The 26,436-nt window shown below is 62.2% G+C and carries 21 protein-coding genes and 1 riboswitch; of the genes, 3 read left to right on the top strand and 18 right to left on the bottom strand.

Going from position 1 to position 26,436, the window contains the following annotated elements; translation table 11 throughout:
* Positions 1 to 93 precede the first annotated feature (93 nt).
* The 12 genes from AS26_RS00970 to AS26_RS00915 all read right to left on the bottom strand — a co-directional run bounded on the left by AS26_RS00970 (position 94) and on the right by AS26_RS00915 (position 20,272).
* Positions 94 to 1,083 carry a hypothetical protein gene (locus AS26_RS00970; RefSeq protein ID WP_062305393.1) on the bottom strand — a complete coding sequence of 330 codons (990 nt, stop codon included), beginning with the start codon at positions 1,081 to 1,083 and terminating at the stop codon, positions 94 to 96.
* 20 nt (positions 1,084 to 1,103) lie between these two features.
* Entirely contained in the window at positions 1,104 to 2,120 is a 1,017-nt protein-coding gene (locus AS26_RS00965; RefSeq protein ID WP_062305391.1) for a phosphodiester glycosidase family protein, read from the bottom strand.
* Between the two features lie 122 nt (positions 2,121 to 2,242).
* Positions 2,243 to 4,390 carry an FUSC family protein gene (locus AS26_RS00960; RefSeq protein WP_062305389.1) on the bottom strand — a complete coding sequence of 716 codons (2,148 nt, stop codon included), beginning with the start codon at positions 4,388 to 4,390 and terminating at the stop codon, positions 2,243 to 2,245.
* 67 nt (positions 4,391 to 4,457) lie between these two features.
* Complete coding sequence (gene kimA / locus AS26_RS00955) at positions 4,458 to 6,368, bottom strand: potassium transporter KimA (protein ID WP_062305387.1); 1,911 nt, start codon at positions 6,366 to 6,368, stop codon at positions 4,458 to 4,460.
* 220 nt (positions 6,369 to 6,588) lie between these two features.
* Positions 6,589 to 7,626 carry a ribonucleotide-diphosphate reductase subunit beta gene (locus AS26_RS00950; protein WP_062305385.1) on the bottom strand — a complete coding sequence of 346 codons (1,038 nt, stop codon included), beginning with the start codon at positions 7,624 to 7,626 and terminating at the stop codon, positions 6,589 to 6,591.
* Between the two features lie 60 nt (positions 7,627 to 7,686).
* Positions 7,687 to 10,005, bottom strand: a complete 2,319-nt coding sequence (locus tag AS26_RS00945) for a ribonucleoside-diphosphate reductase subunit alpha (protein ID WP_157068424.1) — start codon at positions 10,003 to 10,005, stop codon at positions 7,687 to 7,689.
* A 191-nt stretch (positions 10,006 to 10,196) separates the two neighbouring features.
* Positions 10,197 to 10,402: riboswitch (cobalamin riboswitch) on the bottom strand.
* 145 nt (positions 10,403 to 10,547) lie between these two features.
* Positions 10,548 to 10,961, bottom strand: a complete 414-nt coding sequence (locus tag AS26_RS00940; protein ID WP_245629537.1) for a PaaI family thioesterase — start codon at positions 10,959 to 10,961, stop codon at positions 10,548 to 10,550.
* A gap of 25 nt (positions 10,962 to 10,986) precedes the next feature.
* Positions 10,987 to 12,651: a long-chain-fatty-acid--CoA ligase gene (locus AS26_RS00935; protein ID WP_062305382.1), complete on the bottom strand. Its 1,665-nt coding sequence runs from the start codon at positions 12,649 to 12,651 to the stop codon at positions 10,987 to 10,989.
* Positions 12,652 to 12,681: 30 nt separating this feature from the next.
* Positions 12,682 to 14,463 (bottom strand): acyl-CoA dehydrogenase FadE, encoded by a 1,782-nt coding sequence (locus AS26_RS00930; RefSeq protein ID WP_062305380.1) that lies wholly within the window; start codon positions 14,461 to 14,463, stop codon positions 12,682 to 12,684.
* Positions 14,464 to 14,492: 29 nt separating this feature from the next.
* Positions 14,493 to 15,677, bottom strand: a complete 1,185-nt coding sequence (locus AS26_RS00925; protein WP_062305379.1) for an acetyl-CoA C-acyltransferase — start codon at positions 15,675 to 15,677, stop codon at positions 14,493 to 14,495.
* A gap of 36 nt (positions 15,678 to 15,713) precedes the next feature.
* Positions 15,714 to 18,107 (bottom strand): 3-hydroxyacyl-CoA dehydrogenase/enoyl-CoA hydratase family protein, encoded by a 2,394-nt coding sequence (locus tag AS26_RS00920; protein WP_062305378.1) that lies wholly within the window; start codon positions 18,105 to 18,107, stop codon positions 15,714 to 15,716.
* Complete coding sequence (locus AS26_RS00915; RefSeq protein ID WP_062305376.1) at positions 18,104 to 20,272, bottom strand: (Fe-S)-binding protein; 2,169 nt, start codon at positions 20,270 to 20,272, stop codon at positions 18,104 to 18,106. Before AS26_RS00915 ends, AS26_RS00920 begins: the two co-directional genes overlap by 4 nt.
* Positions 20,273 to 20,489: 217 nt before the next feature.
* Between AS26_RS00915 and fadR the strand changes: the two genes are divergently transcribed.
* Genes fadR through AS26_RS00900 form a run of 3 tightly spaced genes read left to right on the top strand, consistent with a single transcriptional unit; the run spans position 20,490 to position 22,919 of the window.
* A complete protein-coding gene (fadR, locus tag AS26_RS00910; protein WP_062305374.1) occupies positions 20,490 to 21,086 on the top strand; it encodes a fatty acid metabolism transcriptional regulator FadR in 597 nt (198 codons plus the stop codon).
* 51 nt (positions 21,087 to 21,137) lie between these two features.
* Entirely contained in the window at positions 21,138 to 21,896 is a 759-nt protein-coding gene (locus AS26_RS00905) for an electron transfer flavoprotein subunit beta/FixA family protein (RefSeq protein ID WP_062305373.1), read from the top strand.
* Between the two features lie 39 nt (positions 21,897 to 21,935).
* Positions 21,936 to 22,919 carry an electron transfer flavoprotein subunit alpha/FixB family protein gene (locus AS26_RS00900; RefSeq protein WP_062305371.1) on the top strand — a complete coding sequence of 328 codons (984 nt, stop codon included), beginning with the start codon at positions 21,936 to 21,938 and terminating at the stop codon, positions 22,917 to 22,919.
* A 33-nt stretch (positions 22,920 to 22,952) separates the two neighbouring features.
* Here the strand turns inward: AS26_RS00900 and AS26_RS00895 are convergent, their stop codons facing one another.
* The 6 genes from AS26_RS00895 to AS26_RS00875 all read right to left on the bottom strand — a co-directional run bounded on the left by AS26_RS00895 (position 22,953) and on the right by AS26_RS00875 (position 26,391).
* Positions 22,953 to 23,444, bottom strand: coding sequence for a hypothetical protein (locus AS26_RS00895; RefSeq protein ID WP_062305370.1), 492 nt, complete (start codon positions 23,442 to 23,444; stop codon positions 22,953 to 22,955).
* 13 nt (positions 23,445 to 23,457) lie between these two features.
* Positions 23,458 to 23,958 carry an Hsp20/alpha crystallin family protein gene (locus AS26_RS00890; protein ID WP_062305368.1) on the bottom strand — a complete coding sequence of 167 codons (501 nt, stop codon included), beginning with the start codon at positions 23,956 to 23,958 and terminating at the stop codon, positions 23,458 to 23,460.
* Between the two features lie 31 nt (positions 23,959 to 23,989).
* Positions 23,990 to 24,295 carry a hypothetical protein gene (locus AS26_RS13690; protein ID WP_083515934.1) on the bottom strand — a complete coding sequence of 102 codons (306 nt, stop codon included), beginning with the start codon at positions 24,293 to 24,295 and terminating at the stop codon, positions 23,990 to 23,992.
* Complete coding sequence (locus AS26_RS00885; protein WP_062305367.1) at positions 24,259 to 24,600, bottom strand: hypothetical protein; 342 nt, start codon at positions 24,598 to 24,600, stop codon at positions 24,259 to 24,261. The genes AS26_RS13690 and AS26_RS00885 overlap by 37 nt, the downstream gene beginning before the upstream one ends.
* A gap of 104 nt (positions 24,601 to 24,704) precedes the next feature.
* A complete protein-coding gene (locus AS26_RS00880; RefSeq protein ID WP_062305365.1) occupies positions 24,705 to 25,709 on the bottom strand; it encodes a GGDEF domain-containing protein in 1,005 nt (334 codons plus the stop codon).
* Positions 25,710 to 25,788: 79 nt separating this feature from the next.
* Positions 25,789 to 26,391 carry a TlpA family protein disulfide reductase gene (locus AS26_RS00875; RefSeq protein ID WP_062305363.1) on the bottom strand — a complete coding sequence of 201 codons (603 nt, stop codon included), beginning with the start codon at positions 26,389 to 26,391 and terminating at the stop codon, positions 25,789 to 25,791.
* Between the last annotated feature and the right edge of the window lie 45 nt (positions 26,392 to 26,436).

Raw genomic sequence — 26,436 nt, 5'->3', positions numbered from 1 at the left:
GGTGCCGCACCCCTCTTCTACGTCCGATAATCGATATTATGTCAAGTTGCGAATCGCAGCCGGCGGCCGGACCGCCCCGCCTGGCCCTGCTCTTCACACCTCGACATTCGTCATGGCCGGCGGATTGAGCGCAATGGAGCCGGACGACGAGATGGCGATCTCACTGGCGAGCGCCGGTTGCACGAGCTGCCGCACCAGTTCGTCGCCGCCGGAGGTCTGTCGGTACACGGCGGTCACAAGGCCGTTTGCGTTGACCGTTCCGTAGTAGAGCGTGTTGCCGATCACGGCAAGCAGTGCCGCGTTCGATTTCACCAGCTGCCAATCCATTTCAAATTCCGGCGTGTAGCTGCTGGTCTGTGGGGTCTGGTAGAGGCGAACGACGTTCCACTGGCCGCCCTGATTGATTTCCAGGTACAGGTTGTCTCCGGTTTCGGTCATCGCGATGTTCTTGATATACCCGGGCGGAACAGTGACCGGCTGAATGGTCTCCATCGTGCCCACATGATAGACCTCGGTCGATCCACCTGCATCGATGAGCACGAAGATGTCGTTGGTCGCCGTGCTGTACGTCACCTTCACAATCCTGGCATCTGGAGACAGATTGGAGAACACGGGCACACTCGCGGCCGTTTCGTCCGCCTGAAGCCCGTTCGACACGTAAAACGTGTTCAGCTCCAGATTGCCCGGGGACCTCTCCTCCCCGACGAACACCTCGGTGTTGCCAAGCCAGTCCACGTACTGCACCGGGTACAGATCGGTCGCTTGGCTCACCTGCGTCCCCGTATCGAGTTCCACCACATGTACGGTGTCCCATCCACTTGCGTCAGACGTGACATAGGTCGCGTATTCGCCGTTTGGCGACACGGTCACGCCCTGGTATTCGCGTTTCAGTTGCACAAGCTCGAGCTGTGCTCTGCGATGCAACGCGGCCTGGATCTCGCGTTGAGAGGCGGCCTGCTGGGAGACGAGGAGATGGTTGAGATGGTCGAAAAACAGAACTTCACACGCCGTGCACAGCGCTGCGAGCGCGAGAAAACGGCGCCCCACTCGCCTGCCTCTGGGTTGTTGTTCCGTTTGAATCATCCTCTTGCCTCCCCTCGACCTCAGTTCGGCGTGACGACGAACGCGGTCGCCACGCTCCGCGCTCCGGTGAGATCAACCGGCGTGTTGACCATCCGGCCGTTGTACACCATGGTCGTGGACGAACCACCGTCCAAATCCGCGGCGATGACGGCGTGGTATTGGAGCATGATGGCCGTGATGTCCGCCATGGAAGCGCCAAGATGGCCGAACTGCCCTCGCCCGTCCGTCACGACCATAATGACCTTCCCGTCCGCCGTCTGACCGATGGCCGTGCGCGGGTTGAGCCCCTGATCCGGCACCTGCACCGGCTGGCCGTTCAACACAAGCACGGGGCCGAAGCTCAGGGCCTGCGTCACGTGAAGCTTCTCGAGGTCGGCGAGCGAGTAATCGCCGGCGATCATCTGGCCGCCGCTCGTGAACCCAATCTCAGGATATTTCGTAGAACTTCCCGCGCCGGTCACCACTCGCCCGTTCACGATCGTGATGCCAAGCGGAACCGCGCCGGTGCCCTGCTGATTGTTGTCGGCAAACGCTCCGCCGTTGATGCCGGCAACGGCGCCTGCGTCCTGCACGAGCTGCGGCACTGTCTCGCCGCGCTCGCCGATGTATTTCGTCACCGCGACGCGCACGCGCTTCGGGTTGTCCACGACGAGGATGTACGCCGTAAACGTGTTGCCGTGATAGGTGTACAGATGAATGGAGTTGTCCGCGTTGTTGAAGTCGCGGCTCACGATGTCCGAGATAGGCAGCGTGTCCGACACAAGGCTGCCGCTCAGGGCGTGATTGGAAATGACCGATTCGGGCAGCGTGTAAAGCGACAGCGGGCGCAGCAGATACCCGTGCCGCGTCTCGTCCAGGGTGTCGATGACGTACGTGCGTAGCGCAGGAAAGGGCCCGTGAAAGACCAAGAGCGACGACGAAACAAACGCGTACAGCGCGGTGGCCACCAACACACCCAACCACCTGCGGCGCCGCCTGGGCTTTTCCTTTCGCCCCGATTCGCGCCCGCGGCTGGTCCGTTGAGGTCTCCGATCCAACGCTGTCCCTCCCAGCAATCCTGAATTCCGGCATATAGACGAAAGAGAGCGCGCCTCCGTTCAACACCCGAGCGCGTCTCTTGCGCCTATTGTACCGAATCCAAGCGTTCCGAGCGACCGCGTCACTCCGGTGACGCGGCTTGAGGCGCATCCGCGGCCATCTCGTGGGTCACGCGCGCCAGCGTCTGAATCACGTGGTAGAGGCGAACCACCGCCCGGGCAATCACGTCCAGCTCGCGCCAGTTCATCTCCATCGCCTCGACGTGGACGAGGACGCTCCGCTCGCACCACAGTTTACCCGACGGGTCGATGGCGAGCTCGCCCGCCCCACCTCGCAGCTCTTCGGCCAGCGAGGACAGGGCGCGATCGATCCACGCGGCAATCGCCTGTTCCCCTTGTGTCAACGGGCGCGCCGCCCGGCCTTCCCAGGTGTACGCCTCGAGGGACAAGAGCGTGTCCGAAAAACGGTGCATGCCGAGCAAGATGGCCACCATCGTGTGCGCGCTCATCGGCGGCGCCACCGGTTCTGCGAGCACCTGGCGAACGGCCGCGGCTGCATTGGTCCGCGACACGCGCACCGCCTGGCGCTCTCGCGCCAGTCTGCGCGGTGAGCCTTTACCACCTTCCGCGAAGACGCCCAGGACCCCGCGAAAATAGTCCCGCTCTCGCTCCACGGCCTGCGCGAGCGCGCGGTTGACTTGCTGATGTTGCCAGGTCGGCCACATCAGGTAGATGGCAATGGCGAGCGCGCTGCCTACGAGAGTCGCCAGCATGCGATCCGCCATGGTGGGAATCGCCGCTTGCCGCTCAAACACGGACAGCAACACCACCGTGAGCGCGGTGAGCGCACAGCTGAACAGCGTGTAATTGTAGGTCACCCACATGTACATGAGCGACCCGAACACGACGATGCATGCGCTCGCAAAGATCCCCGTGCGATCCGGCACGGCTGCGAGGAGCGCGGTCGCGAGGACGAGTCCCGCCATAGTGCCTAGCACGCGGGCGATGCCGCGCGTGAACGTGCTCGTGAAGTCCGGACGAAGAATGATGTTCGCCGTGAGAGGTACCCAGTACGCGTGCGGCCAGGGCGACGCGACCGCCAGCGCCTCGCCGACGCCGACGGCCACGGCAACTCGTGCCGCATGGCGGAAGATGGCTGAGTCCCACGTCAAATGGCTTTTCAGGGCTTGCCACGCCTGCTTGATCTTCGAAGCTGGCGATGGGAGGCCCTCAGGCAGGGAGGTGCGCGCGTCGGACTGGACGAGATCGTCCCGGAGGGCCATGAGCGAGCGCGCCACGGCCTCGATGTGCGCCGCTGTATCTTCCTTCCGGCTCACCCCCTGCGCCGATTGCGCGATAGCGGACAGCTCGAACGACGCGCGCTCCAGGATGTACATGAGCGGCTGGGCCCGCTTGTCTCCCTGCGCGATGAGCCACACGTGCTCGCCGAGCGCCGAGAAGATGGGGGCGCACTGCCTCAGGATGTCGCGTGCGAAGGCCGCGTCCCCGAGTTCCTGCGCATACGACCTGTCGCGCGCGATCTCGGCGAGCGCCACGACATACATGCGGACCTGTTCCGCGCCATCAAGGAGTCGAACGAGGCGCAAGCGATGACGTTTCGGCATGTGCGAATCGCGAAGGAAATCGCTTGCTTCGACGAGCGACGCAGCCAGATCGAGGTCGGTTTGCCGAGAAGGGGATGCGGCGTACGCGCCGAGCTTCCGATACACGTTCGAGACGGACTGAGCCTCGGCGCTCTGAGGGCGGACGAGATCGACCGCCAACATGAGGGCCATCTGCAACAAGCCGCCGCACGCGACCAGGCACGCGCGGTAGAGTGCGCCGGGCAAGGGCTCCGGGCTCGTGGAGATGAGGATGAGCGCGTTGGTGGCGAGGAGTCCCACCTGCCCGCTCGGTTGGCTGATGGCGAGCATCATCCCGGCCAGCCATGCGCCGAGCGCAGCCACGGCGACGATGAGCCACGCGCGGTGTCCCGCCAAAGCGCCCACGAACGTGGTGACGCTCATCCACGCCGTGGCGAAGAGCATTGTGCGCAGCCTGCGCCGCGCCGTCCCTGCGTTGCCCGCAAACCCGGCGACGAGCGCACCCACCGCGACGCCGATGCCCGACAGGAGGTGGCCCGACTGCAGGCCCCACACGAGCGGAACGAGGATTCCCACACCGTTGCGCAGGCCCGGGAGCACGCGGAGAGACGTGCGGTCTCGTTCGATCACGCTGTGCAGCGATCGCCACGTCCGCCTGCGAATCAAGTGCAATCCCCTCTTCCCTCGCCCGGCAAGGCGGGCCGCAGTCCCCCCAGGGGCGCGGCCCTCGGTGTCACTTCTTCAGGTGGTACGGCACGGTCGTCACAACCACATCCTTGTGGCGCAGCATCCACGCGCGAATGAGCAGGGACGTCTGGTTGTGCAGCAGATTGTGCCACCATTTTTTCGGCACGAATTGCGCGATGAAGAGCTGAATGTGGTCCGGCTTGCCGCCTTCATACGTCTCGAGGCGCCGGATGAACTTGGACAAAGGCTGCAACAGCGAGCGGTACTCGCTCTTCACCGTCACCAGCCGGCACGGATTTCCCCACGCTTCCCACTTTTGCTCCATCTTTTCGATGGATTCGTCGTCGAAGCCGATGTACAGCGCCAGCACGTTCGGCGTGGTGCTCATGGCAAACGAAATGGTGTCGAGCACCACGCGGTGAACGCCCGAGACGAGCACCACGGAGACGATGCGATGTTGCTGCGGACGGTCCACCTTGAGATCGATGCGCAGCTCGTCCGCCACATCCTGATAATGCCGGTGCACCTTCATGGCCAGATACATCATCAGCGGGATAACGACCAGGACGATCCATGCGCCGCTCGTGAACTTCGTGACCGCGAAGATCACCGACACGAGCGCCGTGATGAACGCGCCGAACGCGTTGACGCCGGCCTTCAGGCGCCACAGGCGCCCCTTCACCCGCGCCCACCGTTTGATGAGCCCGAGCTGGGCCACGGTGAACGCCACGAACACGCCGATGGCGTACAGCGGAATCAGGTTGTTCGTCTGCGCGTGAAAGACCTCAATCAGCAGCGACGCCAAGGCGGCGAGCACAATCATGCCGTTCGAGTAGCCAAGCCGGTCGCCGCGCAGCCGAAGCGCCCTGGGCAGGTAACCGTCCGTCGCCAGCAGGGCGGCCACCTGCGGAAACCCGGTGAAGGTCGAGTTGGCGGCCAGGATGAGCACCACGAGCGTGCTCCACATGATGAACTGGTACAGGAACCCGTGACCGAAATAGCCTTCCGCCAACTGGGACAACATCGTGTCGTTTGGATTGACGCCGATGCCCCTCACGTACATGTGATACGCAAAGCCGAGCAGCGTCACGCCCGTGATGAGTCCCAGGGCGATATACGCCTTGATGGCGCCGTTCTTGCCCTCGCGGAAGATGGGCACGGCGTTCGAAATGGTTTCGACGCCGGTGAGCGCCGAGCACGCCGAGCTGAACGCCTTCAGGAGCAGCATGAGGGTCAATCCCTGCGGCACCACGCCGAAGGGCGGCGTACGCGGCTGCACGAAACCGTGATGGAGTTCGTCCCAGAAACCGACGCCAATCATGAGCAACATGCACGCCATGAACACGTACGTCGGATAGGCGAACACCTTCGACGACTCCGAAATCCCGCGCAGATTGACGAGCAGGATGATGAGCACGCACAGCAGCGAGAGCGACGTCTCGTGCCCTTGCAACACGGGATAGGACGATGCCAGGTTCTGAACGCCGGAGGCGACGGACACCGCGACGGTCAACACATAGTCGACCAGCAAGGCGCTTGCCGCGAGCAAGGGCACCCACGCGCGCTGAAAATTGTCTTTGCTGATGGCGTACGCCCCGCCGCCGTTGGGATAGGCGATCACGCCCATGATGTAGGACGTGATGAGAATGATCAGCAACAGAACCGTCATGGCCGTGATGGGAAGAATGAGCCACTTCGCGTTTTCCCCGAGGCCGGTGAGTTCGGTCATGCCGGCTTCCGGACCGTACGCGACCGACGAATACAGGTCGGCAGAGAGCACGGGCAGCGCCATCCACCAGACGAGCAGGTTGCGAGATTCGCGGAGATCGCGCGTCCGCATCGGCTTGCCGACCACGAGCCGTTTCACGCTGCCGAAGTTAAACATGGCGTAGGCGACGGCAGCGATAATGACACAGATGATGACGGGATGCAGCCACGACCAGTCATGTCCACGCATGATACGGAAGCGCTCCTCATTTCTCGACGAATTTCATCGCCATCCATCGGGCCACACGGATGTCGTCAGACGTGATTTATTGTAATCTCGTGCCGTAAAAAAGCAATTGCGGCGAGGCGCTGGAGAAAGAGCCTAAGCGTCTCCACCAATGGTTTCCCGGAATCGTCACAGTCATGCGAATGAAAAAAAAGCCGCCTTCAGGCGGCCCTGCGAAGAGAACTCACAGATCGTCCCAGTTGAGATTGCCCGCTTTCGTGTAGTTCGTCACGCGCTGTTCGAAGAAGTCCGTCTTGTGCGAGTTGATGGCCGCGAAGCTGTCCATCCAAGGCATGGGGTGTTCCTTGATCTCCGGATACAGGATGGGAAGATTCAGCGACTGAAGCCGGAGATTCGCGAGATACTTGATATACGCGTCGATCAGCGCGTCGGTCAGCCCGACGATCTTCCCCTGCGTCACGTACTGTCCCCAGGCGACTTCGTGCTGCACAGCCGTGCGCATCATCTCGACGAACTCTTCTTCCATGTCGGGCGTGACGATGCCCGGATTTTCCCGGATGATCTCGTGGTACAGATTGCGGAAGATGGCGAGATGCGTCAGTTCATCGCGCTGGATGAACTTGATCTCGGAAACCGTGCCAAGCATCTTGCCCTGGCGCCCGAGCACGAAGAAGAAGCCGAACCCCGCGTAGAAGTACACGCCCTCCAGGATGTAGTTGGCGACGATGGTCTTCATCAAGTTCCGATCCGTCGGATGCTCGATGAACTCTTCAAACAGGTCGGTGATGAACTGGTTGCGCCGGAGCAGGTGATCGTCATTTCGCCATTCGTTGTAAATCTGATCGCGCGTGGCCGGATTGACCACGGAATCGAGCACGTAGCCGTACGACTGCGAATGCACGGCCTCCTGGAACGCGTGCACCGTGAGGCAAAGGTTGACCTCGGGGGCCGTGATGTACTCGTTGATGTTGGGCAGATTGTGCGTCAACAAGCTGTCCATGAAGATGAGGAAGGACAGGACCTTGTTGTAGCTCCTTCGTTCGTCCTCGTTCAGCATATCGTATTGACGAGCGTCATCGGCGAGCGGAATTTCTTCCGGAATCCAAAAGTTGTTCATCATCGCGCGATACAATTTATAGGCCCACTCGTACTTGATGTTGTTCAGCTCGATCACGTTGGTGGTGTTCCCGCCGATGATCCGGCGCTTGCCCCAGTCGCGATCGCCCTCCGCGTTAAACAGCCTCGTCCGTTTTAGCTCCATGGCCGCATCCTCCCATTGCTCCTCATCCCCGTGTGCGCCGGGGCACGCCCGGCACCGACGTCAAGACGAACATGCGACACAGTCCTCGACTTCGACCGACTTACTGCGGACGTAGTATACCGTCTTCAGTCCCCGCTTCCAGGCGAGCAGATACAGGTCGAGGAACTGCCGCGCGCTGATGCCAGGCGTGATGTACAGATTGAAGGACTGGCTTTGATCGACGTGACGCTGCCGCGCCGCGCAAGCCTCGATGCTCCAGCGCTGATCGATGGTGTGCGCCTCTTTGTAGTACCAGAACGTCTTGTCGTTCAGGTTGGGCGCGGTCTGGGGGACGACACCGTTCTTCTTCTCCTCGAAGAAGAAGCGCGCGTACACCGGGTCGATACCAGCCGTGCTCCCCGCGATGAGGCTCGTGCTGCTGGTCGGCGCGATGGCCACGAGGTACGCGTTGCGCACGCCGTGCTCGGCCACCTTCTGACGCAGACCATCCCAGTCCGGGCCGCCCGGGCGCGTCCGGTACCCGCGCAGCTCGAAATACTTCCCCGTCTGCCAGTCCGACCCCTCGAACAACGGGTACGGCCCCTTTTCGCGAGCCAGCTCCATCGAGGCCTCGATGGCAAAGAAGTTGATCCACTCAAACAGCTCGTCGGCGTGCTTCACGTGGGCCTCCGATTCCCACGCGATGCCCTTCTCCGCGAGATACTGATGATAACCGCTCACCCCAAGGCCCACCGCGCGGTACTTCCGATTGGTGACCGCGGCTTGGGGAACCGGATAATGGTTCAGGTCGATCACGTTGTCCATCGCGCGGATCTGCCGGCGCACCATCTCGCGAATGCTGTCGAGATCGCGACAGCGACCCAGGTTCAGCGAGGACAGGTTGCAGACGACGAAATCGCCGGCCTCCGTCTTCGTGGTGATGATCCCGCCTTCTTCCGTCTCTTCGATCCGGCGCGACGGGCTCATGTTTTGAATGATCTCGGTGCACAAATTGCTGCAGTAGACCATGCCCGCGTGCTTGTTGGGGTTCAGGCGGTTGGCCGTATCGCGGAAGAAGATGAACGGCGTTCCCGTCTCGAACGCGGACTGCATGATCCGCTTCATGATTTCGATAGCCGGAATTTCGACGCGCGGCAGATTGGGATGTTCCACGCAAGCCTGATACCGCCGCTCAAACTCCTCGCCAAAGCTATCTTCCAGCGAGAAGCCCATGACCTTGCGAACCTCGTACGGGCAGAACAGGTACCACATGCCGCGCTCTTCGACTCGCCGCATAAACAGATCTGGGATGCACACGCCCGGGAAAATGTCGTGCGCCTTCATGCGCTCGTCGCCATTGTTCGTGCGCAGCTGCAGAAAGTCCAGGATGTCCTTGTGCCAGACATCGAGGTAGATGGCGGCCGCCCCGGCCCGCATGCCGAGTTGGTTGCAGCTCACGGCTGTGTTGTTGAAGTTGCGAATCCAAGGCACCACGCCGCCCGACGCTCCCGGATGGTTGCGGATGGCGGATCCGCGCGCCCGGATCTTCCCCACGTAGATCCCCATGCCGCCGCCAAACTTCGAGACGCGTGCAAAGGATTCGTCCGTGGCGTAGATGCTGACGAGATCGTCCTCGGGCATGTCGATAAAACAAGAGCTCAGCTGATGGAACGGCTTGCGGGCGTTGCTCAGCGTCGGCGTGGCCACCGTGACCTGGAGCGTGGACAGCATGTCGTAGAACCGCTTCGCCCACGCGACTTTCTCCTTTTCCTTCATGGCCAGGTGCATGGACACGCCCATGAACAGCTCCTGGGGCAGCTCCATGATGCCGTTGTCCAAGTTGCGAATCGCGTAACGATCCAAGAGCTGCTTCAGGCCCACGTAGTTGAACAAGTGGTCTCGCTCCGGCTTGATATAGGCGGCCAACTCGGCGATCTCGTCTTGGCTGTAGTGTTGACGTATGTACGTGCCGTACCGCCCGATGCGCTCCAACGCTTCGATCAGCGCGTAAAAGTCTCCGTAGCCCAGGTGACGGTACCCTCGGTTGCGCGAGGCCTGTTTGTACGCGTCGAGGAGCAACAAGCGAGCCGCGACAAACTGCCAGCCAGGCTCGGCAACGCTCGTCTTTTCCACAGCCGCTTGAATCGCGACGCGCGCAATTTCTGCGGTGCGCATTCCGTCGCGGAGCTGCGGCCACACGTCCGCCGCCAACCGCTCCGGGTCGCACCCCTCAGCCGCTTCACAGCCTCGCTTCAAAAATGCAAAGATTTTGTCCACAGACAGCGGCTCAACGCGGCCATCCCGCTTTTCCACCGTGAACGTCTCGACGCGTTGGCGCCACTCCTCCGGCACGCGGCTCGCGCGTTCGGCGCGCGCCCCGTCCTGACTCGTCCGCTCCATGAGTCCCGTGGACGTGTCGCTTGGGTGTACCATCTGCACTCACTCCCCGCACTTCGTCCTCAGACGTTGGGTTTCGCCCACAAAAAAGGCCCATCCAGGGCGCTCACCCGGATGAGCGGACGGCGGAAGACGGATCAGCCGAAGTGCGTGACTGTCCTCGGTCCGCCGACTGCTCAACCCCTCGTGAGCGTCGGATCTCGGGAGAATGGGCAGGTCTCCGGGCTTCGCTTCATCCGCGGACGGCGCCTTCCCCGCTGTCGACTTCATTCGACATGCGAGTGGCTGGACAACGCCCTGCCGCCGCGATCCGCATCACCGTGGCGAGGACCGCTCCAGATTCACACTGGATTCCCTTTTCACCCGCCGCGCGGCGGGCACCCATTCCCTTGACACATCACATGCTTTGGACAGGCATTAGCGTAACACTAGATATAGTGTTTGGCAAGACCTTCTCTCAAAAAACACATTAGATATGGGCGAAAAAGTTTGAAAAGGCCGTCTGCGGCTCGTTTCTAGCCGCAGGCGGCCTTTGGGCGTTCGCTTCACGACGGCAGCTTCAGCACGCGGAACGATCCTGTGGCATGGGCGCACAGCCTGTCCTCGCCAAGGTACACGCGCCCCTCGACGGTCATGGTGCTGCGGGCGCGGTGTATGAACTTCGCGCGACAGACGAGCGTGCCTTCGCTCGCCGGCTCCGTGAAGTGAATGTTGAGGTTGGTCGTCACCACGGGGCAGTTCGGATAGTGGAGGCTGACGAGGAGCCCCATCGCCGAATCCAAGAGCGACATGTACACGCCTCCGTGCACGATGCGCGCCAAATTCCAGTGGTGCGGCTGGATGGAAAGCTCGGCCACCACTTCGTGTTCGTCCGCGCTGACCAATTTCGCCCCGATGAAATCCGCGAACGTGCGGGCGCTCGCGTCCGTCTCCGTTTCTACCTTTCCCCCTGGATACATGGGCACGCCGCGACCCTCCTTGCCGTCACGCCTGCCGAGTGGCCTCCTCCGTGAGCGCACGGCGAAGGATTTTCCCCACGGCCGACTTGGGCAGACTGTCTCGGAACTCGTATGCGCGCGGAACTTTGTACGCGGCCAGGTTGGCTCGACACCATTCGTCCAGCTCCTGTTCCGTGACGTGCATACCCGGTTTCAGCTGGATAAACGCCTTCACCGTTTGGCCGCGATACGGATCTTCCACGCCGACCACAGCCGCCTCCGCGACGGCGGGATGCTCATACAAGACCTCTTCCACTTCGCGCGGGTAAATGTTGTACCCGCCTGCAATGATGATATCCTTCTTGCGATCGACAATATAGAAATAACCGTCCTCGTCCATCTTCGCAAGGTCTCCGGTGAACAGCCACCCGTTGCGCAGCACCGAAGCGGTTTCATCCGGGCGATTCCAATATCCCTTCATCACCTGCGGGCCGCGCACCGCCAGCTCGCCGATTTCGCCCACAGGCAGCGGGTTTCCGTCGGGATCGACGACCTGCGCATCCGTGTCCGGGAACGGAAGGCCGATGGAACCCGGCTTGCGCTCGGCCCAGAAGTTGTTGGCGTGTGTGATGGGCGACGCCTCGGTCAAGCCGTAGCCTTCGACCAGCTTGCCGCCCGTGAGCTTCTCCCACTGCACCTGTACCTCGTGCGGCAGCGGAGCCGCCCCGCTCACGCAAACTTCGACGGACGAAAGGTCGTATCGTGGCCGATCCGGATGGTTCATCAGCGCGATGTACATCGTCGGCGTACCTGGGAACACGGTCGGTTTGAAGTCGTGAATCAGTTTCAGCACCTGTTCCGCCTGAAAGCGAGGCACCAAAATCAACATGCCGCCCGTGTACATCGACTGGTTCATGAGGACCGTCATGCCGAAGACGTGGAAGAAGGGCAGGACTGCGAGATACCGCTCTTTGCCCCGCTGAAGTTTGTACGTCCACAGCGAGCTCTGAATGGCGTTGGCCACGAGGTTGTAATGCGTCAGCATCGCGCCCTTCGGAACGCCCGTGGTGCCGCCCGTGTACTGAATGAGCGCGACGTCTTCCATCGGATCGACCTCGACCTGCGGCAGTTCGGCCGACGCGCTCGCGAGGCAATGCTTCCACGCCACGATGCGCGTCCCGTAAGGCACCTTGGGAATCCCGCCCTGCCGGCTCTTCTGAAGCGGATATAAAAGCGATTTCACGGGAGGCAGGTAATCCCGAATCGACGTCACCACGTAATACTCCACCGGCAGTTCGCCTTCGACCGCTTCCACCCTGGGCCACAGCTCATCGAGCGTGACGAGCACTTTGGCGCCGCAGTCCTCCAGCTGATGCTTCAGCTCGCGCGGCGTGTACATCGGGTTGTGCTGGACCACCGTCAGCCCGGCCAACAGCGCCCCGTAGTACGCGATCACGGCCTGCGGGCAGTTGGGCAACATGATGGCGAGGCGATCCCCCTTGTTCAGGGGAATCGCTCGCATCGCATTGGCAAAGCGGCAGCAGGCGTTCAACAGCTCGCGGTAGGTCATCTGATAGCCGAAGAACCACAGGGCAGGCCGATCGGGGTAAGCCTCCGCCGAGTGCAGCAGAAACGATGCCAGGTTCTCGCGCGGATAGTCGTAGGTGCTCGGCACCTCCGGCGGGTAGTGCTTCAGCCACGGCCTCTCCATCCAGGGTCACCTTCCCTTCGCGGCTTTCGTTCAGCAGACGTACCCTTCGGCTTCGATCACGCGCTCGGCAATTTGGCGGTCCAGCGCGATCACGTCGACCTCCGAACGGCGCGTCAGCCGCTTCAGGATGGACAGCTGCATCTTCAGCGCATCGCCTTGGCTCACGTGCGCCAGACTCTCCTTGGCCGCTTGCTCCACCTTCGCTACGGCGTCCTGCACGAAGGCCCGCGTCATGGCCACCTTGAGCGCGGCCTGCGCCTCGCCCGCCGACTCCACCTGTTGTATCGCGCGAAGGTACGCGCTCTCCGCCGCGAACGCCTGGATCGCGATGTCCGCGAGGTTTGCAAGGATCTCTTGTTCGTCGTTCACGCGCGCCTGCAGCGCCTGCGCAGCCAGGCCACCGACCATCAGGAAGATCTTTTTCATGTTCTCAATCAGCTGCTTCTCCTCCGCCAGGACGCCCTCGGGCGGCGTAAGACCCGGGACCATCTGCATGAGCTCCGCCTGGAGCGCCTGCGCCTTCTGGAACAGGGGCAACTCGCCCTTCATCGCCCGCCGCAGCATCGTGCCGGGGATGAGCATGCGGTTGATCTCGTTCGTCCCCTCAAAGATCCGGTTGATGCGCGCATCCCGGTACATCTGCTCGACGCCGTATTCTTTGATGAACCCGTAGCCGCCGTGAACCTGCACCGCCTCGTCCACGACGTAGTCCAGGACTTCAGATCCGAACACCTTGTTGATGGAGCACTCGATGGCGTACTCCGCGATGGCCTTTGCCGATTGGACGCCCGCATCCGGCTTCGTCACGTCGACGGTCTCGAGAATCGCATCGAGCAGCCCGGCCGTGCGGTACACGACGCTCTCCAGCGCGTAGATCTGCGTGTTCATGCGCGCCAGTTTGCGCTGAATCAGCGGGAACTCGGACAACTTCTTCCCGAATTGTTTGCGCTCGTTCGCGTATTTCGCCGACGTCTCGAGCGCAATCTTCGACCCGCCGAGAGCGCCCGCGCCCAGCTTGAAGCGGCCGATATTCAAGATGTTGAACGCGATTTGATGCCCCTTGCCCACTTCAAACAGCAGGTTCTCCACGGGCACTTTCACATCTTCGAGGATGACCTGGCGCGTGGACGAACCCTTGATGCCCATCTTCTGCTCCTCGGGGCCCAGGCTCACACCGGGCATGGTCCGCTCGACGATGAACGCGCTGAAGTGCTGTCCGTCCACCTTGGCGTACACCACAAACACGTCCGCGAAACCCGCATTCGTGATGAACTGCTTGGTGCCATTCAGGATGTAGTACTTTCCATCTTCCGACAGCTTCGCCGTCGTCTTGGCGCCGAGCGCATCCGATCCGGACGAGGGTTCCGTCAGGCAGTAGGCGCCGATCCATTCGCCCGTCGCGAGCTTCGGCAGGTACTTCTTCTTCTGCTCCTCATTGCCGAAGTAGACGATGGGCAGCGTGCCAATGCCGGTATGCGCGCCGAAGGAGAGCCCAAACGATCCGCCCCTCGACACGTGCTCGTTGATGAGCGTCGCGCTCACCTTGTCGAGACCCAGTCCTCCGTACGCCTCCGGCACTTCGGCCGACAAAAGGCCGATATCGGCCGCCTTGCGCAACAGCTTCACCGTAAGCTCATAATTGAGGGACTCAATCTCCTCGTGGTGCGGCACGACCTCTGACTCGACGAAGTTCTTCGTCGTCTCGGCAATCATCTTCTGCTCTTCCGTGAAGCCTTCCGGCGTCACCACGAGGGAGGGCTCCAGTTCCTCGATGATGAACGCGCCGCCCTTGACGATGGTCTTGTTTTCCATGTCATCTTCACTCCTTGTGCAGTGTCATTTCAGGGTTGGTGCACTTCAAATACGCCGGCTGCACCCATGCCGCCGCCGATGCACATCGACACGACGCCGTAACCGCCGCCGCGCCGGCGCAGCTCGTGAATCAACGTGGCGGTCAGCTTCGCACCCGTGCAGCCGAGCGGATGTCCAAGCGCGATGGCCCCGCCGTTCACGTTGACCTTGGCCGGATCGATGTCGAGCGACCGGATGACTTGCAGGCACTGCGACGCAAACGCCTCGTTGATCTCGAAGAGATCGATGTCCGCGAGCGAAAGACCCGCAAGCTTCAACGCCTTGGGAATGGCGCTCACCGGGCCGATGCCCATGATGGCCGGATCGCAGCCCGTGACCGCGAAGCTCTTGAAGGTGGCAAGCGGCTTGAGGCCCAACTGCTGCGCCTTCTCAGCCGTCATGATGACGGCAGCGGCAGCGCCGTCGCTCATCTGCGAGGCGTTTCCCGCGGTCACCGTGCCGCCGACCGAGAAGGCCGGCCGGAGCGAGGCCAGGGCCTCAGGCGTCGTGTCCTTCCGGACCCCCTCGTCCTGCGTGACCCGGATGGTCTTCGCGTGCGGACGCCCTTCCTCGTCGACCTCCCAGACCTTGGTCTCCACGGGCACGATCTCGTCGTCAAACTTTCCAGCCTGCTGCGCCGCGTAGGCCTTCTGATGGCTCTCGTACGCAAACCGATCCTGATCTTCCCGGCTCACGCCAAACCGCTTGGCGACGTTTTCCGCCGTGTGGCCCATCGAGATGTAGATGTCCGGCATCTGAAGCAAGATGTCGGGGTGCGGCGACGGCTTGAAGCCGCTCATCGGGACGTGGCTCATGGTCTCCACGCCGCCCGCGAGCGCCACCTCCGCGTGCCCGAGCATCACGCGCTCGGCGGCGATGGCAATCGCCTGGAGGCCGGACGAGCAAAATCGGTTGATGGTCATCGCCGGCACCGTCTCCGGCAAGCCGCTGTAGAGAGAGATGATGCGCGCCACGTTCAGGCCCTGTTCACCCTCCGGCATGGCGCAGCCCATGACGACGTCCTCGATCTCGGCGGGATCGAGCCCTTCCGCGCGCTCCACGGCGGCCCGCACCGCGGCGCGCCCGAGGTCCTCAATCCGCGTATGGCGAAACACACCGCGCTTGGCCTTTCCGACCGGCGTGCGTGCAACCGAAACAATGACAGCTTCCCGCATGATTTCACTCCCTATCGTCAAATGCGTCGTATTGCCTCAGTTGCGAAGCGGCTTCCCAGTGGTGAGCATGTGCTGCATGCGCTGGATGGTCTTCGGCTCTCCGCACAGGCTCAGGAACGCCTCGCGCTCGAGGTCGAGCAGGTAGTCCTCGCTCACATAGGAGCCCGCCGGGACGTCGCCGCCCGCCAGCACGTGCGCGAGCTTGTAGGCGATGTGAAGGTCGTAGTCCGTGATATAGCCCCCGTTCCACATCCCGCGCGCGGCCATCTGCAAGGTGGCCTTGCCATCCCGGCCCGCGACGCGGATCTCTTTCGCCTTGGGCGGCGCGGTATAGCCGAGTTCCGCCATGCGAAGCACCTCCGCCTTGGCGGCCGAGATGCGGAGGTCGTCGTTCACGACTACGCGATCCGCCTCGCGCAGCCAGCCCATGGTCAGGGCCTCGGCGCCACTCGTCGACACCTTCGCCGTTCCGATGGCCTGGAACATGCGAGCGAGCGCAGGGACGAGATCGTCCTCGGGGCCGACCGATTCCGCCACCCGGCGCGCCGTTTCCTTGCACCCGCCGCCGCCCGGAATGACGCCGACGCCCACCTCAACGAGTCCGAAATACGTCTCCGCCGCCGGCAGCACCCTCGACGACGCGAGGCACACCTCGACGCCGCCCCCGAGGGTCATCCGATGTGGCGCCGCCACCACCGGCACCTGGCTGTAACGCAGCGCGAGCATGGCGCGATGGAACTGGCGGATAGAGAGGTCGATCTCGTCCCAGTCGCCCTCCTGCGCCGCCATCAGGATGAGCACAAGGTTCGCGCCCACGCAGAAATTCTTGCCCTGGTTCGCGATGACCAGGCCCGCGAAGTCCTTCTCCGCGATGGCCACGCTCTTTTCGATCATCGTCAGAATGTCAGGGCCAATGGCGTTGTTCTGCGAATGAAACTCCAGGCACGCGACCCCGTCGCCCAGGTCGATGAGGCTCGCCCCGGTGTTTTGCGCGATGACCTTGCCCGCCTTCTTGAGCGCGGCGAGATCGATCACCCCGGCCGGCACTCGCACAGGCTCAGGCTTGCCGTTCACGGGCATGGTGAGCTTGCCGTCCTGCTCCTCGTAGAAGGCCTGATGCCCCGCGGCAATCCAGTCCTTCACCCACTGAGGCAACTGAAGCCCCTCGGCCTGCATCCGCTCGGCCGTCTGCACGAGTCCGAGCGCGTCCCAGAGCTCAAACGGACCGAGGTCCCAGTTGAACCCCCACCGCATCGCGGCGTCGATGTCCTGAATCGTGTCGGCGATCTCGCCCACTTTCTCGGCCGAATACACCAGCACGCGCTTGACGATGTTCCACGCGAGTTCCGCGTACCTGTCGCCGCCCTGGAGGAGCGCCTTCGCCTTTCCGGCCGCGCCCTTCGCCTGCTTCGAGGCCTCGAGCGCCGCTGACGCAACCTTCTTTTGCTCGCGGTATTCGAACGTGTCGAGATCGAGCACGAGGATTTGGCGCTGGCCATTTTGCTTCACGCGCTTGTAGAAGCCTTGTCCGCTCTTCTCGCCGAGCCATCCCAGCTCCAAGAGTTTTTGGATGGCTGCCGGCACCTCAAACGCCCGCTGTTCCGCCGGATCTGTCACGTTTTCGCGGACGTTGTTGGCCACGTGGACGAAAGTATCAATACCGACGAGATCCAGCGTGCGGAAGGTCGCGCTCTTCGGGCGCCCGAGAGCCGGGCCGGTGATGGCGTCGACTTCCTCCACGGTGAAGCCGCCCTTTTGCATCTCCTCCACGGTCACCAAGAGGCCGTAGGTGCCGATGCGATTGGCGATGAAGTTCGGCGTGTCCTTCGCCAATACCACGCCTTTGCCGAGGCGCTCCGTCCCAAAGTCGCGCATGAACTCCACGATGGCGGGATCCGTATCCCGGCCAGGGATGACCTCCAACAACTTCATGTAGCGCGGCGGATTGAAGAAGTGCGTCCCGAGGAAATGTCGGCGGAACGCCTCGCTTCTCCCCTCGACCATCGCGTTGATGGAGATGCCCGACGTGTTGGTGCTCACAATCATGCCCTCGTGCCAGTATTGCTCGATGCGCTCGAGCAGTTGGCGCTTCGGCTCGAGGCTCTCCACGATGACCTCAATCACCCAGTCGACCTCGGCGATTCGGTGCAGGTCGTCCTCGAGGTTTCCAGGCGTGATGAGTTTCGCGTAGTCGGCGCGGAACAAGGGCGCCGGGCTCATCTTCTGCAGCCTGCGGATGGCCTCCGTGGCCAGGCGATTGCGAACCGCCGGGTGATCAAGCGAGAGTCCTTTCTTTTGCTCTTCCGCGGTCAACGACTGCGGAACGAGGTCCAACAGCAGGCTCGGAATGCCCACGTTGGCGAGATGAGCGGCGATTTGCGCGCCCATCACGCCGGAACCAATGACAGCAGCTCGGCGAATTTGTCTCATCCGGCTTGAACCTCCTCATCTTCGGTCGGTTGGCGAAGGTCTTCTCCGAAGACCGACGCGGCGAGCAACTCGGCCACGTCACGCGCCTTGACGCGATCGTCCGTCTCGGTCAGCTTGGTCCCGTCCTCCATCATGGTCAGGCAGTACGGGCACGCGCTGCCAATGACGGTCGGATTCGTGGCGAGGGCCTGCTGCGTGCGCGCGAGATTGATCCGCTTGCCGCGGGTCTCCTCAATCCACATCCGCCCACCCCCTGCGCCGCAGCACATGGCGTTTTCGCGATTCCGCTCCATCTCCACGAGTTCCACGCCGGGAATGGCCTTGAGGATGTCGCGGGGCGCGTCAAACACGCCGTTGTAGCGGCCCAAGTAGCAGGCGTCGTGATACACGATCCGCTCGTGGAGCGGATGTGTCGGGCGCAGCTTCCCTTCGCGAACCAACTGGGCGAGCAATTGCGTGTGGTGATACACCTCCACGCCTTCGAGCCCGAAATCCGGGTACTCGTTTTTCAGCGTGTTGAACGTGTGCGGGCACGCGGTCACAATTTTGCGCACCCCATATTGTTGGAACGTCGCGATGTTCTCCATGGCAAGCTGTTGGAACAGCATCTCATTGCCAAGGCGACGCGGCGTATCACCCGAACCATTCTCCTCGTCGCCGAGCACCGCGAAGTTCACGCCCGCCTCGTGCAACAGTCGCACCACGGCATGCGTGACTTTGCGCGCCCGCCGATCGTACGAACCCATCGAGCCGACGAAGAACAGATATTCGAAATCCGGATTTTCATGCACCGTCGGCACGGGAACGTCCAGGCCCTCCATCCACTGCGCCCGGTCCTTTCGGCTCAAGCCCCACGGATTGCCCTGGCGCTCGATGTTCTGCATCGCGCGCTGCGCTTCCTTGGGCATGCTGCCCTCCATCAAGACCAGGTAACGGCGGAGGTCGATGATCTTATCGACATGCTCGTTGCCGACCGGACACTGATCCTCGCAGTTGCGACAGGTCGTGCACGCCCAGATCTCCTCTTCCGTGATGACATCGCCGATGAGCGAGAGTTCGGTCGGATCGGCCTCGGTGAGCCGCCACTCCTCTTGCTGCCAGTGGAAGGTGGGCTCGATGTCCGTGACCGCGCCGTCAGGAAACGCGATGTCTTCCCCACCAGACGCCATCTTGTGCGCCATGCCCTCGCGCTTGGGCAAGAGGAAACTCGGTTCGAAGGCCTTCAAGCCCGTTTGCGCCATCCCTTTCTCGATGAGGTGATCGCGCATCTTGACAATCAGGTGCATCGGCGAGAGCGGCTTCCCGGTGTTGGAAGCCGGGCACGAATTGGTGCAGCGCCCGCATTCCACGCACGCAAAGAAGTCAATCATCTGCTTCCGCTCAAAATCCTCGACTTTCCCGACGCCGAAGGATTCGGCGTTCTCGTCCTCCAGATTCAGAGGGCGAAGCCGCCCCGGCGCCCCCTTGCGGTGCAACCAGATGTTGATGGGCGCCACCATGAGGTGAAAGTGCTTCGACTGCGGCACGTACACCAGGAACGTCAACAGCACCAAAAGGTGCAGCCACCAAAACACGTAGAAGCCGATTTCTCCGCCTTTCGGGCCGATACCCCACAGACCGGACGCGATGAGCGACGAGACGGGCGCCCACCACGCGCTCGGCTCCTGTTGCCAGATCCGCTCAAACGACAGGTCCATGAGCACGCAGATCATCAAGCTCGAGATGAGAATGAGGACGATGCTCGGCTTCCATCCCCGCTTGAGGCGCTTCACGCGCTCGCCGTAGCGCCGATAGGCCGCGTACGCCGTCGCGGCTAGGACGAGGATGGCCACCCACTCCTGCGTGAACGAGAACGTCTCGTAGGCCGGATACGGAATGTGCCGTCCCAGCGTAAGTCCTTTCACGATGATGTCGAGCGCGCCAAACTGGAGAACGATGAAGCCGTAGAACATGACGAAGTGCATCGCGCCGCTCTTCTTGTCCTTGAACAGCTTTTTCTGTCCAAAGACCTGAGCCATGAACTCACCAAATTCCGGGCGCCAGTTGAAGGGCACCGGCTTCCCCAACATCACATACCGATATCGCCGATAGACCACGGTGCCAAAGAGATAAAGCGCATACGCGACCGCGACCGCGAAGGCGATATCATTGACGGCCAGCAACACGTCGACTCACTTCCCTTCTGCTTCGTTCGTCTTGTTCGCTCACGCTGCCTCAACATGCCGGCGTCACGATGAGGCGAACCCGCAACCGCTTACAACCGACCGGTAAAAAAAGCGGTTGCATCGTTGACATTCTCGCCCACGCCATTTACTATGGGGGTACGAAAATGAATGAGCGTTCATTCATTGCTTGACTCGATATTAACACCGAGGTGAATTCATGACAAGTGGATTGGCGGAGAAAAGGAGAGAAAAGTACGAGGCAATCCTCCAAGCGGCGTTGAAAGTGTTTGCGGAACACGGTTTCTTCAATTCGCAGGTGTCCAAGATCGCCCGCGAGGCGGGCGTAGCGGACGGGACCATTTATCTGTACTTTAAAAACAAGGAGGACATCTTGATCTCCTTGTTTCGGGAGAAGCTCGGCAGTCTCGTGCGCAAGTTCCACGAACACGTGCACGAGGATGATCGGGCGGACGAAGCCATCCGCAAGATCTGCGAGCTTCATTTCACCGAGCTTGAGAAGGATGTTCACCTCGCCAAGGTCACGCAGCTCGAGCTCCGCCAGAGTTCGCGGGAGTTGCACAGCGAGATCAGCAAGGCGTTGAAACCTTATATTCAGTTGATCGAGGATGTGCTGGTCCGGGGAATCGAACAAGGCATCTTCCGCCGCGACTTGGACGTGAAGCTCACGCGGTTGTTGATCTTTGGCGCGATGGACGAGGTGGTTTCCTCCTGGCTGATTTCGGGCAGGCGGTATTCCCTCTCGGCCCAAGTCGACAAAACCGTCGACTTCTTTCTCCGCGGCCTTCGCGCCTGATGGCGCTGGCCCAATCATTTCACCTATCTGGTGTATAGGAGGGTTTGCATCATGCATGTCGTGGTCCTCATGAAGCAGACGTTTGACACGGAGGAACGCATCCGCCTCGTGGATGGCAAGATTGCGGAGGACGGCGTCAAGTGGATCATCAACCCATATGACGAGTACGCTGTCGAAGAGGCCATCCAATTGAAGGAAAACCAGGGCGCGACCGTGACGGTCGTCAGCGTGGGCAATGAGAACACGACCCAGGCCCTGCGGACGGCATTGGCCATGGGGGCGGATGAAGCCGTGCTCATCGAAGCGCCGGATCTGTCGGACGAGCGCGCGATTGCCAAGGCCATTGTGGCCTACCTGAAGGACAAGTCGTTCGACGTGCTCCTCGCAGGGAACTTCTCCGTCGACAACGGCGCTGGACAGGTGGCCATCCGCGTGGCGCATGAGCTGGGTCTCCCCCACATCGCCGCGGTCACAAAGCTGACCATCGAGGGCAATCAGGCGACCGGCGTTCGCGAGATCGACGGGGATGTTCAGACGGTGACGGCGACGCTTCCGGCCTTGTTCACCGCTCAACAGGGATTGAACGAGCCGCGCTACCCGTCACTTCCCAACATTATGAAGGCCAAGAAGAAACCGCTTACCACGCTCACGCTGTCGGACCTCGGCCTGTCGAACGACGACGTGGCCGCGAAGGTGGAGCGCGTCGAGGTGACGCTGCCGCCGAAGCGCCAAGCTGGTCAGAAGATCACAGGCACCCCGGACGAACAGGCCGAGCAGTTGGCGGAGATCCTCGTCAAAGCGCTTCGCTGACGCGACGATGAATGAAACATCGACAGGAGGTTGGAATGTATGCCGAAGAAGGTCTTGGTCATTGCGGAACAACGAGACGGAAAGCTTCGTCAGGTCGCTCTTGAGGCGCTCGGCGCCGCGCGCATCATTGCGGATGGCGGATCGATTGTGTCGGTCGTGATCGGCAGCCAGGTCAAGGACGCTGCCGCCGAACTCGCGCAACACCCCCAGGACAAGGTGGTGGCCATTGAAGGCGAGTCCTTGGCCAACTACGATTCGGAACACTACTACGCGGCGTTGCGCCCCGTCCTCGACGAGGTGCAGCCAGACGTCGTAGTGCTCGGGCACACGGCGAGCGGCCGCGACCTGGCGCCGAAGTTCTCCGCGGCACTCGATGCGCCGCAGGTGTCTGATGTGGTGAGCCTCGAGGCGCAGGGCGGCGATGTCTTGTTCAAACGCCCGATCTACGCGGGCAAGGCGTTCGAGACAAAGCGGGTGTTGTCGACGCCGTACGTGGTGACCGTCCGCCCGAACAACCTTCCTGCGGACAGCGAACAGGGCGGATCCGCGGAAGTCGACGTGCGCGCGTTCACTGAACCGGCGGACGTCAAGACTCGCGTGGTAGACGTGCAAAAGAAGACGAGCACGGGCCGGGATCTCACCGAGGCGCGCGTGGTGGTTTCTGGAGGCCGCGGTGTCAAGAGCGCCGAGGGCTTCAAGCCGCTCTACGAGCTCGCGGAAGTCTTGGACGCCGCAGTGGGCGCTTCCCGCGCGGCCTGTGACGCGGGCTATTGCGACTACAGCCTGCAGATCGGTCAGACAGGCAAGGTCGTGACGCCGGACGTCTACATTGCGTGCGGCATCAGCGGTGCGATTCAACATCTCGCTGGGATGAGCCAGTCCAAGCTCATCATCGCCATCAACAAGGACGCGGAGGCGCCCATTTTCGAAATCGCGGATTACGGCGTCGTGGGCGATCTGTTCGAGATCGTGCCGAAGTTGACGGAAAAGCTGAAGGAAAAGATGGCGGCGGCGCGCGCCTAAGGTGCGCGTGAACGAAGCGGGCACCTCGCTGCGCTATCCCTGGCGCACGAAGGTGCCCGCTTTGTGATCGCTGTCGAGAAAGACGCCGTCCATCCCGTCCGCGTCGTAGTTGACGTGCAGCCCCGCGATCTCGACGTTGTGATCGCCGCCGATGTCGCCTGAAGCCTTGTTCGACTTCTGGTGTTGGTCCCACCCGGTGATCTGCGCATCTCCCACAAACACGCCCGCATTCTGCTGCATCGAGTTCACACCAAGCCCCTGAAACGCGATGCGCGTGTCGATGGGCGCCTGCTGGCGCGTTTGCAGGACGTGCATGTCGCGATCGTCGACGGGCATGTCAACCCCGTCGGGATCGTACAGCAGCACGCGGTTCTCAGCGATCCACGATTGCGAACCCACTTCGCCGAAGCCGACGTTCGACTTCTCGTGCGAACTGAGCCCGTAGACCACGTTGACACCCCCGACGAGGAGTGCGGACGAGCGCTCGATGGAGCCGACGTGAAGGTGCATCGGCCATGCGCGCAATAGCCTCCCCCCTTCAGCCCTCTTCGGGTGAAAACTCGATGGCGACGGTGTTGCCGGGCGTCTCGCGCGTCAGATCCTTGGCCATGTACACGATGAGCAGCCCGCTGCGGTAGACGGCCTTCACGCCATCCGGATTCACGCGCTCCGGCAGATCGATCTCCCGGTCGAACGCGCCGCGGAACAGCTCGGACGAGAAGACGTGATCGTGCGCGCCGGCGAAATACGACGAGAGTTGCCCTCGCACGCGCAACAGACGAGGTCGCACCGTCAGTGCGACGTCCCCCTGGGATTTGAGCCCCGGGAGGGCGATCACGGCCACGAGTTCACTGCTCCGGTTGTACAAGTCGATGGGCGGAAAGGGCGCCGCGGATGATTCGTCCTGAAAGAACGGGATGCCTTGAAAGTTTGGCATGGGCATGTTTTTCAGAAAGTCGGGGCCGAGCCACTTTCGCACGTCGCCGAGTTCCTGCAGTTGATTGAGAAACTCGAACGGATGATTCGACTTTTGGTTCATGATTCAGCCTCCAACGCGGAACGCCCGGGCGTCAGGCGCGCAACCAGCGTTTGGGCCACGGCGTAGGTCTGTCCTCGCGCGCGGGGGTTCCAGCAGATGGTGACCACTGATTGTTGGCGACGATGGAACGACTGCCGTACACATTTCCGAACCCCTGCTGCACGTGCGCTTGGTGGCGAAAGTCGGACGCCCACGTATTCCCGAGACTCATCACGGAGGCACCTGCCACTTGATGAACTGTGATCTGGCCAATGACAAACGTGGGCGAAAGGATGCGCACCAGGGGATGGAGATCGGGCGTCACGGAACATTCGGCGCCTGTCGTTCCTCGATCCACGATATGCGGTACCCCCTTGTCGTCGCTTCGAGTTCAGACGTTTCGGCCGCTGGCTCGGGATCTCGGCTCGTGTCCATGCGGATGTGATTGCCCAAGGTGAGCGTGCCACTCAATTCGTTGACGTCCAGCCGGTCCAGCCGAAAGACGAGTTCCTGAAGATCAACCTGGTCCACCTGCACGCGCTCAACGCGAATGTCGATCCGGCGATCCGCCGGCGCTTCGAGCCGCTCCTCCAAAAGCGACAGCACGCGCGCCAACTGTTCGAGGATCTCCGTTTCCCTTTTGCGGCGACGAAGCGAGAACATGCGCCGATCCTCCCAGTGGGGCCCAAACCTCTGTTCAGTTGTATGCGGCGCGGATGGCCGTCATTCCGCTTTTCAAAAACAGAGAGACATGAATTGATGGAGACTCACGAAACGGGGCTTTCTCCGTGTTCTTTTCTCCAGCGCTTGTTTTCGTAGAGGCGAGCGTCCGCGGCGGAGTAACAATCTTCGAAGCTGTTGCCGTCCAAGCCGAACACGCTCCCCCCAACGGACACCCCGCACGTGCCACGCGAACGTTCTCGAATGGCGCGCTGTAGGGAGAGCATTCTGGGCCGCCAATCGGGCGACTCGGACCACGCAATCACGACGAATTCGTCGCCGCCCATGCGGCCCACCAGTTCATCGGGCCCGGCCTGGTCTTGAAGGGCCTGCGCGACGAGGCGCAGCACGCGGTCCCCCGTCGGATGGCCGTACGTGTCGTTGATGCGCTTGAAATGGTCGATGTCCACGATGCCGACAATCGCGTGACGCGCGCAGTCGGCGCGAGCGGCCTCGAGCACGCGCGGCCATCGCCGCTCGATGCCGAGCCGATTCCAAGCGCCCGTCAGCAGGTCCCGCTGGCTCGCGTGTTCGGCGATCCGCACCGCCATGATCATGTCCAGCGCCAGCGAGACCTGCGCCGCGCATGCCTCCATGAGCGCATGGCTCGTCTCCCAGGTGATGTGGACCACAGGCGCCGTGCGGGCCGCAATCATGGCGCCGCGCACTTCCTCCCGCGAATAGAGCGGCCATACGCCAAACTCCAGCACGGACAAGGAGGTCAGCCACGAGCGAAGTTCTTCGTGCGCGACGTCCTCCACCAGCAGCCAGCGTCCCGTCGGCACGCCGAGGGCGAGATCCGCGCACATGAGAGCTTCCAAGCTGGGCGAGATGGGTCCATCGGCGAACACGCCAAACCGGTGGTAAATGGCCGGCGGCTGAGGTTCGCCCCCCGTCTCGACACCCCGCTTTCGATAAATGAAGAATCCCCCGTCGACGGCCGCCAACTGGCTCATCGCGTCGCCGGCCAACTGAAACAGCTCTAACCCGCGCTGCGCGCGTCCCCAAGCCCGAGTATGTTGAAAGAGCGCACTGAGCGAACCCGCGTCCATCTGCATCGTCACCCTGCGATCCGACCTGCCCCACCCCGTCGGTGGTGGTTATGCTGTGATTGTACGCGTTTTAGCACCTTTAGGACAGAGCCCGGATCCAGATCTCGGCCCGGTGCTCGCCGTAAAGCGACCACAGCGCGTTCCCCTGACGGAAGACCAGCGTGGGATACCCAAGGGGCGCGTACCGATCTCCCGCAGACGGCGTGAGGATAAATACCTCTTCAAACGGCGCCAGGTGCAGCGCCGCGTCCTCCTCGCGGGCAATGCGCACCGCGGTCTGGAGCGAGGTCCCGGCCGGATATCCCACGTTGACAATCACGGGCATCCGCCTCAGGCGATGGCGGATGGACGTCAGCAACTGCAGCGTGCGCTGGCAATGCGGACACCAGTACGCCGCGAAGAGCAGCGGTTGGCGATCCGCCGTCAGCACCTCCTGCCGGCCGCTCGCCGTCCAGACCGTCACCGCGCCGTACAACCCTGAGGAAGCAGGCCGGGGATCCCAGCGCGGATCTTGTCCCTGGTTCATCGCGCCCGTGAGATTCTGAAACACCAGCGGATGCGCGCGATCCCGCCCGCTGCCTTTGGCCACTTGTCCACTCCCCGCCGAATGCCCGATGGCCCCGCACCCCACCGCCAGCACGGCGACCAGGCTCACCAACATCCACGCCCACGTCCGGCGCATGCGCGGCCACCTCCACAAAGGTCATCCCCACCACCCTAACGCGGC

The sequence above is a fragment of the Alicyclobacillus sendaiensis NBRC 100866 genome, from assembly GCF_001552675.1.
Lineage (GTDB): Bacteria > Bacillota > Bacilli > Alicyclobacillales > Alicyclobacillaceae > Alicyclobacillus > Alicyclobacillus sendaiensis.
This window is presented reverse-complemented; position numbering and strand designations above follow the sequence as displayed.

Excerpts from the sequence above, each read along its gene's own strand:
- AS26_RS00900 (WP_062305371.1), top strand. The coding sequence starts at position 21,936 with ATGCCGAAGAAGGTCTTGGTCATTGCGGAACAACGAGACGGAAAGCTT.
- AS26_RS00950 (WP_062305385.1), bottom strand. The coding sequence starts at position 7,626 with ATGGAGCTAAAACGGACGAGGCTGTTTAACGCGGAGGGCGATCGCGAC.
- fadR (WP_062305374.1), top strand. The coding sequence starts at position 20,490 with ATGACAAGTGGATTGGCGGAGAAAAGGAGAGAAAAGTACGAGGCAATC.
- AS26_RS00940 (WP_245629537.1), bottom strand. The coding sequence starts at position 10,961 with ATGTATCCAGGGGGAAAGGTAGAAACGGAGACGGACGCGAGCGCCCGC.
- kimA (WP_062305387.1), bottom strand. The coding sequence starts at position 6,368 with ATGCGTGGACATGACTGGTCGTGGCTGCATCCCGTCATCATCTGTGTC.
- AS26_RS00930 (WP_062305380.1), bottom strand. The coding sequence starts at position 14,463 with ATGGAAAACAAGACCATCGTCAAGGGCGGCGCGTTCATCATCGAGGAA.
- AS26_RS00920 (WP_062305378.1), bottom strand. The coding sequence starts at position 18,107 with ATGAGACAAATTCGCCGAGCTGCTGTCATTGGTTCCGGCGTGATGGGC.
- AS26_RS00905 (WP_062305373.1), top strand. The coding sequence starts at position 21,138 with ATGCATGTCGTGGTCCTCATGAAGCAGACGTTTGACACGGAGGAACGC.
- AS26_RS00885 (WP_062305367.1), bottom strand. The coding sequence starts at position 24,600 with ATGTTCTCGCTTCGTCGCCGCAAAAGGGAAACGGAGATCCTCGAACAG.
- AS26_RS00970 (WP_062305393.1), bottom strand. The coding sequence starts at position 1,083 with ATGATTCAAACGGAACAACAACCCAGAGGCAGGCGAGTGGGGCGCCGT.
- AS26_RS00935 (WP_062305382.1), bottom strand. The coding sequence starts at position 12,651 with ATGGAGAGGCCGTGGCTGAAGCACTACCCGCCGGAGGTGCCGAGCACC.
- AS26_RS00875 (WP_062305363.1), bottom strand. The coding sequence starts at position 26,391 with ATGCGCCGGACGTGGGCGTGGATGTTGGTGAGCCTGGTCGCCGTGCTG.
- AS26_RS00890 (WP_062305368.1), bottom strand. The coding sequence starts at position 23,958 with ATGAACCAAAAGTCGAATCATCCGTTCGAGTTTCTCAATCAACTGCAG.
- AS26_RS00945 (WP_157068424.1), bottom strand. The coding sequence starts at position 10,005 with ATGGAGCGGACGAGTCAGGACGGGGCGCGCGCCGAACGCGCGAGCCGC.
- AS26_RS00925 (WP_062305379.1), bottom strand. The coding sequence starts at position 15,677 with ATGCGGGAAGCTGTCATTGTTTCGGTTGCACGCACGCCGGTCGGAAAG.
- AS26_RS00880 (WP_062305365.1), bottom strand. The coding sequence starts at position 25,709 with ATGGACGCGGGTTCGCTCAGTGCGCTCTTTCAACATACTCGGGCTTGG.